Annotated in this window: 11 protein-coding genes; 6 read left to right on the forward strand and 5 right to left on the reverse strand. The window is 59.3% G+C overall.

Annotated features, from left to right (window positions below; all coding sequences use genetic code 11):
• Window positions 1-38: 38 nt before the first annotated feature.
• Together KBY08_RS13580 and KBY08_RS13585 are read right to left on the reverse strand one after the other, a co-directional pair.
• Window positions 39-392, reverse strand: a complete 354-nt coding sequence (locus KBY08_RS13580) for a hypothetical protein (protein WP_058399419.1) — start codon at window positions 390-392, stop codon at window positions 39-41.
• A gap of 61 nt (window positions 393-453) precedes the next feature.
• A complete protein-coding gene (locus KBY08_RS13585; protein WP_024638219.1) occupies window positions 454-876 on the reverse strand; it encodes a nuclear transport factor 2 family protein in 423 nt (140 codons plus the stop codon).
• Window positions 877-1,178: 302 nt separating this feature from the next.
• On the opposite strand from KBY08_RS13585, the gene KBY08_RS13590 reads away from it, so the two are divergent.
• The 5 genes from KBY08_RS13590 (at window position 1,179) to KBY08_RS13610 (ending at window position 5,136) form a co-directional block, all read left to right on the forward strand.
• Window positions 1,179-1,766: a DUF2796 domain-containing protein gene (locus KBY08_RS13590; RefSeq protein WP_003400340.1), complete on the forward strand. Its 588-nt coding sequence runs from the start codon at window positions 1,179-1,181 to the stop codon at window positions 1,764-1,766.
• 69 nt (window positions 1,767-1,835) lie between these two features.
• A complete protein-coding gene (locus KBY08_RS13595; RefSeq protein WP_058399420.1) occupies window positions 1,836-2,546 on the forward strand; it encodes an ABC transporter ATP-binding protein in 711 nt (236 codons plus the stop codon).
• A gap of 1 nt (window position 2,547) precedes the next feature.
• Complete coding sequence (locus tag KBY08_RS13600) at window positions 2,548-3,813, forward strand: ABC transporter permease (protein ID WP_058399421.1); 1,266 nt, start codon at window positions 2,548-2,550, stop codon at window positions 3,811-3,813.
• Window positions 3,814-3,821: 8 nt separating this feature from the next.
• Window positions 3,822-4,346 carry a DUF3299 domain-containing protein gene (locus KBY08_RS13605; protein ID WP_004412093.1) on the forward strand — a complete coding sequence of 175 codons (525 nt, stop codon included), beginning with the start codon at window positions 3,822-3,824 and terminating at the stop codon, window positions 4,344-4,346.
• A gap of 103 nt (window positions 4,347-4,449) precedes the next feature.
• Complete coding sequence (locus tag KBY08_RS13610; protein WP_225651162.1) at window positions 4,450-5,136, forward strand: OmpW/AlkL family protein; 687 nt, start codon at window positions 4,450-4,452, stop codon at window positions 5,134-5,136.
• Window positions 5,137-6,372: 1,236 nt separating this feature from the next.
• On the opposite strand, the gene KBY08_RS13615 is transcribed toward KBY08_RS13610, so the two are convergent.
• The 3 genes from KBY08_RS13615 to KBY08_RS13625 form a co-directional block, all read right to left on the reverse strand.
• Complete coding sequence (locus KBY08_RS13615) at window positions 6,373-7,302, reverse strand: NAD-dependent epimerase/dehydratase family protein (protein ID WP_003400349.1); 930 nt, start codon at window positions 7,300-7,302, stop codon at window positions 6,373-6,375.
• Window positions 7,295-8,179 carry a sugar nucleotide-binding protein gene (locus KBY08_RS13620; RefSeq protein WP_011269054.1) on the reverse strand — a complete coding sequence of 295 codons (885 nt, stop codon included), beginning with the start codon at window positions 8,177-8,179 and terminating at the stop codon, window positions 7,295-7,297. Before KBY08_RS13620 ends, KBY08_RS13615 begins: the two co-directional genes overlap by 8 nt.
• A gap of 153 nt (window positions 8,180-8,332) precedes the next feature.
• Window positions 8,333-10,651 (reverse strand): mechanosensitive ion channel family protein, encoded by a 2,319-nt coding sequence (locus KBY08_RS13625; RefSeq protein ID WP_011269055.1) that lies wholly within the window; start codon window positions 10,649-10,651, stop codon window positions 8,333-8,335.
• A 292-nt stretch (window positions 10,652-10,943) separates the two neighbouring features.
• Here KBY08_RS13625 and KBY08_RS13630 point away from each other — a divergent pair, with 292 nt between their 5' ends.
• A complete protein-coding gene (locus KBY08_RS13630) occupies window positions 10,944-11,762 on the forward strand; it encodes an alpha/beta fold hydrolase (RefSeq protein WP_011269056.1) in 819 nt (272 codons plus the stop codon).
• The last annotated feature ends 35 nt before the right edge of the window (window positions 11,763-11,797 follow it).

The following is an 11,797-nucleotide window of genomic DNA, read 5'->3' on the forward strand; positions in this document are numbered from 1 at the left end:
CACCGCTCGGGTGCCTGTTGTTATTGAAAGCCGTCAGGTCACGTCGCTTCGACCCAGCTGTACAGCGGCGCATCCCCGCCGCTCTCGACTTTCACGTTCGCCGAGTGACGCAAGCGCACCAGCAGATGCTTGCCCGCAGCGGTACTGCCCGCCAACCCTTCCAGTTGCCCCAACAGATCCGGCCCACTCATCTGCCCGGCCTTGCGCAGCAATTCCTGAGCGACTTGCCAGAGCCTGTCGTCCTGGTTGAGCGGCGTGCTCTCGGCCACGGCGGCTGGCGCCTCCGGGGCCACGCCCTTGAGCTGCGCGCCCAGTTGTGCCCAGTCTCCTTCGTCCAGTTCTAGGGTCAAATCCACCGGCCACTGGCCTACGGTTCCACGAATACGCAACATGATGTGCACCTGCTGACAGTCAGGCGTACATGCTCCCACAGGCTGGCGCGCATTCCCATGATCAACCGTAACGCCACTGATTGAGGAGCGGTTCCTTGCCGTTCATGAAATTGCCAAGCGCCCGCACGTCGTAGACGTTTTCCCAGTACTCGATAATTCGGCCATCGCGAAACCGCCACAGGCCGCAAAACGGCATGATGATTTTCCGGCCCTCGCAACTGGCGCGCATCTCGCCCAGCACCGAGCCGAAGTGATCGTTGGCGACGATGTCGTGGACATCCATGTACAGGGTCTGATGCGTGCGTCTGATCAGATTGATCTGGTGGGAAAGCACGGCCTCCTTGCCAACGGCTATGGACAAGCCACCGCCAGCGCCTTGATCCGCCTTGTGCAGCACGATGTCAGCGTCGGCGAATTCGGTGATGCGTGTCATATCCTTGTACACCGCACGCAGGACTTCTCTGTTCGAATGGAGCTTGTTCATGAGTATCTTCCCTGATGTCGCGCTCGGCCCAGGTCGAGCGCAGGTCCCGGCTGGCGATGAAAATCTTTCCTGCGCATCCGGCGCAGGTGTAGCGATTTTCATCTTCCAGAGTAGGACTTGATAACGCGAAGTGTGAGACTACTTAGGCATAAGCACTGCACGGGGTATTCCCGATAAACTCGTCGATGGTGCTTTGCTGCAGCCCGGTCACCCGGCGCCTGGATAAAAACACGTCCACGCAGAACGCTACTTGTTATAAGATCACATAACAGTTTTTCTCGATTATTGTTCTGGAGCCCGCTATGCGCCGTCTGCTACTCGCCCTGCCTTTCGCCCTGTTGCCACTCGTTGCTGCGCACGCGGCTGAAGAACACGACCACGATCATGGCGATGAACATGGCAGCCTGGGCGCGCACGAGCATGGCGTAGGGCGTCTCGATGTGGTGCTGGAAGGCAAGACGCTGGAATTCGAATTCGACAGTCCGGCCATGAACATCGTCGGCTTCGAACACGTTGCGACCTCGGATGAAGACAAGGCCAAAGTCGCCAAGGCCCGCGAATTGCTGCTCAAGCCCAACGCGTTGTTCAGCATTGCCGATGCCGCCAATTGCTCGGCCACTTCGGTGAAGCTGGAAAGCCCGCTGTTTGGTGACAAGGATGACGATCACGACGCGCATGCCGACGCTGGCGATGCCGAGCATCACGAGCACAGTGAAATCCACGGTCACTACAAGTTCGTCTGTGACGCACCGGCCATTCTGAAGAAGCTCGACCTGTCGCAAATCTTCAAAACCTTTCCCGACACCAAGAAGCTTCAGGTACAACTGATTTCGCCAGGCGGCCAGTCGGGCGCAGAAGTGATCGCAGCCAACCCGACGCTGAAATTCTGATCGCACCCTGCGGCACAACGACCGGGCCTGGCCCGGTCTTTTAATTTCCAACCGAGCGTGAGTCAGCCCATGACCCAAGCACTGATCGAACTGTCGGACCTGCGCTTCAACTGGCCCGGCCACCCGCAACTGCTGGACATCCCCGAGTTCCGCCTGCAAAGCGGTGAAACCCTGTTCCTCAAAGGCCCGAGTGGCAGCGGTAAAACCACGCTACTGGGCCTGCTGGGCGGTGTGCAAAAACCGGTCAGCGGCAGCATTCGCCTGTTGAATCAGGACCTGTCGGCCCTCTCTTCGGCCGCGCGTGATCGCTTTCGCGTCGATCACACCGGCTACATCTTCCAGCAGTTCAACCTGCTGCCGTTTTTGTCGGTGCGGGAAAACATCGAACTGCCCTGCCACTTTTCCAGCGTGCGTGCCGAGCGTGCCAGGCAACGCCACGGCAGCGTCGAGAAAGCGACCACCACCCTGCTCGCCCACCTGGGTCTGGAAGATCCGGCGATGCTGACACGCCGCGCCGACTCGCTGTCCATCGGCCAACAACAGCGAGTCGCTGCCGCCCGCGCGCTGATCGGTCAACCGGAACTGGTGATTGCCGACGAGCCTACGTCTGCGCTGGACGCGGACTCGCGCGAGGCGTTCATTCGCCTGTTGTTCGCCGAGTGCCGCGAGGCCGGGGCCAGCCTGCTGTTTGTCAGTCATGACCAGAGCCTGGCACCGCTGTTTGATCGCAATCTGTCGCTGAGCGACCTGAATCGCGCCGCCGTCGCCGTGGAGATTTGAGATGTATCTGTTTCGTCTGGCCATGGCCAGCCTGGCCAACCGCCGTTTCACTGCATTCCTCACTGCCTTCGCCATTGCGCTGTCGGTTTGCCTGTTACTGGCCGTCGAACGGGTGCGCACCGAAGCGCGTTCCAGTTTCGCCAGCACCATCAGCGGCACCGACCTGATCGTCGGTGCACGCTCGGGCTCGATCAACCTGTTGCTGTACTCGGTGTTCCGCATCGGCAATGCCACCAACAACATTCGCTGGGACAGCTTCGAGCATTTCGCCAACAGCAAGCAGGTCAAGTGGGCGATCCCGGTTTCGCTGGGCGACTCCCATCGTGGCTATCGGGTGATGGGCACCAATGAGGCGTATTTCGAGCATTACCAGTTCGGTCGCCAGCAGCACCTGGAAATGGCCGAAGGACGCGAGTTCAAGACCGACCCCTTTGAAGTGGTGCTGGGTTCGGAGGTCGCCAAGGCGCTGCATTACAAGCTGGGCGACAAGCTGGTGCTGGCGCACGGTGTAGCGGTGATCAGCCTGGTCAAGCATGACGACAAACCGTTCACCGTGGTCGGCATCCTCAAGCCGACCGGGACGCCGGTGGACCGCACGCTGCATATCAGCCTGGGCGGCATGGAAGCCATTCATATCGACTGGCACAACGGCGCCCCGGCACGCGGCAGCGAGCGCATTTCAGCCGATCAGGCGCGCAATATGGACCTGACGCCGACTGCGATCACCGCGTTCATGCTGGGCTTGAACAGCAAGATTTCCACCTTCAGCCTGCAACGCGAGATCAACGAATACCGTGGCGAACCCATGCTGGCGATTCTGCCCGGCGTGGCACTGCAGGAGCTGTGGAGCCTGATGGGCACGGCGGAAAAGGCGCTGTTCGTGATTTCGCTGTTCGTGGTGCTGACCGGGCTGATCGGCATGCTGACCGCGATTCTCACCAGCCTCAATGAACGGCGCCGGGAAATGGCCATCCTGCGCTCGGTCGGCGCGCGCCCTTGGCATATCGCAAGCCTGCTTATACTCGAAGCCTTCGCCCTGGCGCTGGCGGGTGTCATCAGCGGCCTTGCGCTGCTCTATATCGGCATCTTCGTGGCCCGCGACTACGTGCTCGACAACTACGGTCTGTACCTGTCGTCTATGCCACCTGGCCAATATGAATGGACATTACTCGGTGCCATTCTCGGCTGCGCGCTGTTGATGGGAACCGTGCCAGCCTGGCGAGCCTACAGGCAGTCACTGGCCGATGGACTGTCGATTCGTTTATGAGGACCTTCATGATGCGGCGCATGCTACTCACTCTGCTGTTCTCGGTTACCACTCAAGTCTGGGCCGCCGAGCCGCGTGAGCTGACCTGGAATGACATGATTCCACCCGATGCACCTGTGGTGAAGCCGGTAACGGCTCCGCTCCACGATATGTCCAAGCTGTCCGATGCACTGGCCATGGAGGCAGCGCCTGCGGCCCACCAACTGGCGCCGCATGCGCCGGTGGTCAAGGCACTGGATGGCAAACTGGTGCGTTTACCGGGCTACATCGTGCCGCTCGAGGTCAGTGAGGAAGGCCGGGTGACGGAGTTTTTGCTGGTGCCGTATTTCGGCGCCTGCATCCATGTGCCGCCGCCACCGGCGAACCAGATCGTGCACGTCACGAGCGAGCTGGGTGTGAAGGTCGATGAGCTGTATCAGCCGTACTGGATCGAAGGACCGATGCAGGCCAAGTCGTCTTCCAGCGAACTGGCAGAAGCGGGCTATCAGATGCAGGCAGACAAGATTCTTGTCTACGAGTTGCCGGATTCATAAGGATGACGAGGTTCCCAGCGATTTCATTGAGCTGAGTCAAAGTCGCCGCTCGACAGCGCTTTAACATTACGCCCATAAATTTTGACTGATCTCTGGAGCCTCCATGCACAAGCATCTGCTACGCACGTCCCTTGTCGCGCTTGCCCTCACCGCCCCGGTCGCGGCACACGCCTACCAGCCTGGCGACTTCATCGTTCGCGCCGGTGTCGCGCACGTTCAACCCAATGAAGACAGCGGCGAAGTGCGCCTCGACGGTGCCAAGGTTTCCGGCACCAAAGCGACTGTCGACGGCGAAAACCAGCTGGGCCTGACCTTCGCCTACATGCTGACCCAGCACGTCGGTATCGAGCTGCTGGCCGCCACACCGTTCAGCCATACCGTGTCGGTCAAAGGCCTCGGGCCTGGCCTGGATGGCAAGCTGGCCGATATCAAACAACTGCCGCCGACGCTGTCGTTGCAGTACTACCCGATGGAACCATCGTCGAAGTTCCAGTCGTATGCCGGCGTGGGCATCAACTACACCACGTTCTTCGATACCGATTTGACCGGCAACCGCAAGGATCAGGGTTTCAGCAACCTCAAGCTCAAAGACTCGGTCGGCCTGGCCGCACAGCTGGGCATGGATTACATGATCACCGACAACGTGCTGCTCAACGCCTCGGTCTGGTACGTCGACATCGACACCAAAGCAACCGTGGACGGCCCGTCAGCCCTGGCCGTCGGCAAGACCAAGGTCGACGTGGACATCGACCCGTGGGTGTACATGGTGGGCGTGGGTTACAAGTTCTGACCTGAACGTCTCAAGCGCCACACACACAAAGGCACCCTCAGCGGGTGCCTTTGTGTTTTGTAGACCTGATGATCTCGTACCAACTCCATGACGAAGTAATGCCGCGCTTTTTGCAGGAGCGGGCTGGTCCGAAGGCAGTTACATTCGATGCACTTTCTGCGCCTGCAATATCGTCTTCGCGAACAAGTTCGCTCCTACAGGTGCTCACAGGCTTTTGCAGGAGCGAACTTGTTCGCGAATAGGTAGTTACACTCGATATGCTTTCTGCGCCTGCAATATCGGCTTCGCGAACAAGTTCGCTCCTACAGGTGCTCACAGGCTTTTGCAGGAGCGAACTTGTTCGCGAATAGGTAGTTACACTCGATGTAATTTCTGCGCCTGCAATATCGTCTTCGCGAACAAGTTCGCTCCTACAGGTGCTCACAGGCTTTTGTAGGAGCGAACTTGTTCGCGAATAGGCAGTTACATTCGATGTACTTTCTGCGCCTGCAATATCGGCTTCGCGAACAAGTTCGCTCCTACAGGTGCTCACAGGCTTTTGTAGGAGCGAACTTGTTCGCGAATAGGTAGTTACACTCGATGTAATTTCTGCGTCTGCAATATCGGCTTCGCGAACAAGTTCGCTCCTACAGGTGCTCACAGGCTTTTGTAGGAGCGAACTTGTTCGCGAATAGGCAGTTACATTCGATGTAATTTCTGCGCCTGCAATATCGTCTTCGCGAACAAGTTCGCTCCTACAGGTGCTCACAGGCTTTTGTAGGAGCGAACTTGTTCGCGAATGGGCAGTTACACTCGATGTAATTTCTGCGTCTGCAATATCGGCTTCGCGAACAAGTTCGCTCCTACAGATGCTCACAGGCTTTTGTAGGAGCGAACTTGTTCGCGAATAGGCAGTTACATTCGATGCACTTTCTGCGCCTGCAATATCGTCTTCGCGAACAAGTTCGCTTCTACAGGTGCTCACAGGCTTTTGTAGGAGCGAACTTGTTCGCGAATAGGTAGTTACACTCGATGTAATTTCTGCGCCTGCAATATCGTCTTCGCGAACAAGTTCGCTCCTACAGGTGCTCACAGGCTTTTGTAGGAGCGAACTTGTTCGCGAATAGGTAGTTACACTCGATGTAATTTCTGCGTCTGCAATATCGGCTTCGCGAACAAGTTCGCGCCTACAGGTGCTCACAGGCTTTTGTAGGAGCGAACTTGTTCGCGAATGGGCAGTTACATTCGATGTAGGACTCACTGCCCCATCAGCAACTCCAGCCCACGCACCAGCGGCGTTGGCTCGTCGAGGGTGAAGTGTTCCAGCAGGCGCTGGTTGCTGGCGCGGGAATGTTTGATATCGCCCGAGCGCGGCGCCTGGTAGGTGACTTCCGGCTGCTTGCCGACCACCTGCGCAAGCGCAGCCAGCAGTTCGTTGAGCGACGTGGTCTTGTTCAGGCCGACGTTGATCGCACCTTCGATGGCGCTTTCCCGTGACAAGGCCTGCAGCAGCAGCTTGAGCAGATCCCCGACATAGTAGAAATCCCGCGTCTGCTCGCCGTCGCCAAACACGCTGATCGGCAGGCCTTTGCGGATACGCTCGGCAAAGATGCTGATCACGCCGGAGTACGGCGACGATGGGTCCTGGCGTGGCCCGAAAATGTTGAAGAAGCGAAAGATCACCGGTTCCAGGCCATGCTGGCGACGGTAGAAATCCAGGTAATACTCGCTGGCCAGCTTGTCCGAAGCGTAAGGGGTCAGCGGTGCCTTGGTGGTGTCCTCGGTGATCGCTTCGCCCTCACCGTTGTTGCCATACACCGCCGCACTTGATGCGAAGATCACGCGCTTGATGCCCGCTTCGCGCATGGCCTCGCAGACATTCAACGTGCCGATGAAGTTGCTCTGGTGGGTGCGCACCGGGTCGTCTACCGACGCCTGCACCGAAGCCACTGCCGCCAGGTGCACGACCGCTTTGCAGCCCTGCGCCGCGCGCTTGACCAGGTCGGCATCGGCCACGTCCCCTTCGATCAGCTCGACCCGCGGATTGTCGAGCGGCAAATTGCTGCGCTTGCCTGCCGAGAGGTTGTCGAGGATACGCACGGCCTGCCCGCTGGCAAGCAATGCGTCGGTCAGGTGCGAGCCGATGAAACCCGCACCTCCAGTGATCAGAACAGGAGCGTCAGACATGTCGATAATACCGATCCAGCAGGTTTGGCAGACCGGCCCGCCAGGCGCGAGGCTTGATGCCGAAGGTGTGGAGAATTTTCTTGCAGGCCAATACCGCGTGCTGCGGTTCTTCGGCTGCATCGGGACGCGCGGCATGAGCTTGCGCAGTGGGCGATTCGATAGCCAGCGCGTGCAGCAGACGCGCTTCGGTGAGCACTGCCTGCCCCAGCGCCAGCGGCGTGGTCGCCTCGTGTCCGGCGTAGTGGTAGGTGCCCCATAGCGGCGCTTCGCAGTCGAGTTGCTTGATGACCGAAATGATCACCCGCGCCGCATCATCGACCGGCGTCGGGTTGCCGCGACGATCATCGGCGAGCAGCAGTTCTCCGGGTTCTTTGGCACGCGAGAGGAAGCGGCCCAGCACGCCATCGGTGCTGTCATCCAGCAGCCAGCCGAAACGCACCAGTACATGTTGCGGGCAGGTCGCGCGGACGCTCTGCTCGATACGCCACAGGGCCTGACCGCGCAGGCCCAGCGGTACAGGCTCGTCTTTTTCGCTGTAGGCCGTCGCGCGGGAACCATCGAACACACGATAGCTGGACGGCTGAACCAGCGTGATGTTGTGGTGCTGACAGAGTTCGGCAAGACGCTCGACAGAGCGCTCCTGATGGGTCAGGCGCGCTTCACTCACGGTCTCCGCCTGAAACCAGTCGAAGTAGTAAGCAAGGTTGATCAGGGCATCGGGACGGGTGTCATCAAGCAGTTGCGTAAGGCTCGCCACGTCCCAGCCGTCTTGCGGTGGACGTGGTGCGAGGAAACCAATGTCTTCCTCGGCACCCAGACGAATCAGCGCCTGCCCGAGGGCATTCCCGCCGCCCAACAGCATAAGGCGCATTCGCATAGAGTCAGCAGGCTCGGTATCAGGTAATCAAACGAACAATTGAAAAACGCCTGCAAACATAACACGTTGCCTGCCAACCCCCAACAGTTGCGCAGCCTGGCGGGTTGATGACGCCGCGACAAAGCGTTGCAGCGTCCTGGCGTGCCGGTTGAGTTATTGAGCTGCCGGGCCCGGCGTGCTGTTGCCCTTGGATAGACCGGGCGGCGCAGGTACAGGTGCAGAAGGTGTCGCCGCAGCAGGATCCGAAGGCGCGGGTGGGCCTTCGGCTTCGACGCCAGCCTGCGGATTGTTGAAGCCCGGCCCCATGACCATCTGTGGATAAGTCTGCGCGAAACGCACATTCGGATTTTTATCCACAAGCCGCTTGAGACGCTCGTTGAAAGCGCGCCCTACCGCGTACTGCCCGCCCGAAGAGGTACGAAACTGCGCGGTCAGCACCATGCCGTTGAGGTCCATGCTATCGACGCCGAACACTTCCAGCGGCCCCTGAAGGTTGTGCTTGAGCAGAATGTCTTCACTGATCGACTGGCCGGTTTCGCGAATCAGCGCCAGCGCATCATCAATGTCGGAGTCGTAGGTGAAGCGCACCGAGAAGAACGCGTAAGCGAATTGCCGTGACTGGTTGGTGACCGCCTTGATCTGGCCGAACGGCACCGAGTGGACGAAGCCCTTGCCGTCGCGCAGGCGCACGGTACGGATGGTCAGGCTTTCAACCGTACCGGAATGGCCCGTGCTAAGCACCACCCAGTCGCCCACCGAAAAGGTGTCCTCGATGATGATGAACAGGCCGGTGATCACGTCCTGCACCAGTTGCTGCGAACCGAAACCGATGGCCAGACCGACCACCCCGGCACCCGCCAGCAGTGGTGCCACGTTGATGCCCAGATTGGCCATGGTGGTGATCGCACAGATCACCACCAGAATGATTTTCACCGCATTGCGCAACAGCGGCAGAATGGTTTTGATCCGAGTGCTCGGCTGACGACCGCTGCGATGATTGACCGGCGGTTTGAGGGCTTCCTGAATGGCGGTGTCGAGTACCACCCACAACAGCCAGGTGACGACGAAGATCAGACCGATACTGCTCAACGAATCACTGATCACCCGGCCAAGGGTGTTGCGCTGGGCAAACTCGAACATCGAGAAGCCCCAGATGCGGCCGAGTATCTCGATGAAGCCGATGGCCAGTGCGATACGCAACACCGCGTACACCAGGCTCAACAGGCGCGCCTTATACACGTGCCCGCCGCGCCCGAGGGTTTCCGTCGGTTTGAACAGGTGCTGGAACACGGTGCTGAGGAACACCGTGGCAATCAGCAGAATAGTGGTGAACAACGCGCAACGCAGCGCTTCCTGACTGTCTTCACCGGCGCCGATGAGGTTGATCGCCGAGACCAGAATCATCAGCAGGATCGGCAGGTGCCACAGCTTGGAGAATATCTTCAACGACTGTTGCAGCGCGGGCCGTTGCAGGCGACTGCTCAATGAGCGGTTACGGATCAGGTGGGCCACCGGACGACGCACCTTGATGATCAGCATGCAAAACACTACCGAGGCGAACAGCCCGGTAAACACCGCAACACTGGTGGTGACGTTACTGCCGAGCTGACGGGCGATCTGCGGACTGGTCAACGCATCGCTCAGCGCCGCCAGAAAGCCGACCACGAACAGTGGCCTTGGCGCGTAGCGGCGAATCATGTGCACGGCGGCACGCTTGTGCCCGAAGTTGAACATCACGATCACGCAGAGCAACACCGAGGTCGAAACGATGCCGCTGCTGGTTGCATACGCGAAACACAGCGCCAGCGCACGGCCTACCGAAGACGGCATGAAGTGGCTGACGTAAAGGGTCAACGGCAGGCAGACGATGGCTGGCAGGGTAAACGGCAACACGTACTTGAGCAGCGCCTGACTGCGCGCGCGCACCCGCATGAACGGTGTACGGCACAAGCGTACTGCCAGAAAACGACCCAGCGTGGTCAGAATCGCAAACGATGCGATCCATACAAAAGACAGGGCGAGGAAGTCCCCGGCGACACTCCATGGAGAACGTGTAGTGCGTTTGTTGACCAGCTTTTCGAGCTCATCGGCGGCGCGGTCGGCGCGCAGTTGCCAGACGTCGAACAGGTTGTCGTCCAGATTGAGCTTTTCCTGGACGTCATCGATGCTGGTACTGATGGCGCCGAGCAATCCGCCCTGCACCAGCAGCTCGGGAGCCTCGGCCGCAGGCTCTGCGCCATCGGCCGGTTTCGCATCCGTCTGGTCCTTGTCCGCTGCCTTGTCGTCCGCTTTCGCAGCGGGTTTGTCAGCAGCCTTGGAGTCGGCTTTGGGGTCAGCCTTTTCAGCCGCCTTGTCGTCTGCCGGCACCGCCGCGCCCATCGGTAATGCAGGTACATCGGCCGCCTGGAGATTGAAACTGCCTGCGAATAGCAGCAGACCCGAAAGGATCAAGATTTTCAGCTGAGACGCCACGCAGTTCTCTCCTTCAATGGGCAAGTCAAACCATGGACAGGGCAAGGCAAGCCTCGACCCCAATGAACTGATTCCCGTATGCGCGACAAGTTCGGTTTCGGCAGGGAAATACGATGAGTCAATGTTTCAGAAAAATCGCGCCAGGGCAGTACGCTCAGTCTTCTCGACTGAACTATGCAAAACGCTCACTGCCGGACTTATCGGGGGCTGCCGAAGGTGTACAGCCGTTTGCGCACCACGGCGTTCGCCCTGTAAACCCGACATCGACAACCCGACATCGAGAGGAATCTGCATGAGCACGTTCAACACCAAAGATGGCACCGAGATCTATTACAAGGATTGGGGCACGGGCAAACCGGTCCTGTTCAGCCACGGCTGGCCGCTGGATGCGGACATGTGGGAATACCAGATGCAATACCTGAGCAGCCGGGGCTATCGCACCATCGCCTTCGACCGCCGCGGGTTCGGTCGTTCCGATCAGCCGTGGACCGGCTATGACTATGACACCTTCGCTGACGACATCGCCGAACTGATCGAACACCTCGATCTGCGCGAGGTGACGCTGGTGGGCTTCTCCATGGGCGGCGGCGACGTCACCCGCTACATCGCCAAATATGGCAGCGAGCGGGTGGCCAAACTGGCGTTGCTGGGCTCGGTTACGCCGTTTTTCCTCAAGACCGGTGACAACCCGGAAGGCGTCGATCAGTCGGTATTCGATGGCATCACGGCAGGCCTGCTCAAGGACCGTGCTCAATTCATCAGCGACTTTGCCAGCACGTTCTACGGCATCAACCACGGCCAGAAAGTCTCCGAAGGCGTACAGACGCAGACACTGAACATTGCGCTGCTCGCTTCACTCAAGGGCACGCTGGATTGCGTAACAGCGTTCTCCGCAACCGACTTCCGCCCGGACATGGCAAAAATCGATGTGCCGACCCTGGTGATTCATGGTGACGACGATCAGGTGGTGCCGTTCGAAGCCTCGGGCAAGCGTGCTGCAGCGATGATCAAGGGTGCCGAACTGAAGGTCTACCCAGGCGCACCGCACGGGTTTGCAGTGACCCATGCAGAGACGCTCAACAAAGACCTGCTGACGTTTGTGCAGGGCTGATCGTTTGTGTGACAGGGAGCCGATTGCCGACTCCC

This window comes from Pseudomonas sp. P135 (assembly GCF_020312125.1).
In the GTDB taxonomy this organism is placed as follows: Bacteria; Pseudomonadota; Gammaproteobacteria; order Pseudomonadales; family Pseudomonadaceae; genus Aquipseudomonas; species Aquipseudomonas fragariae.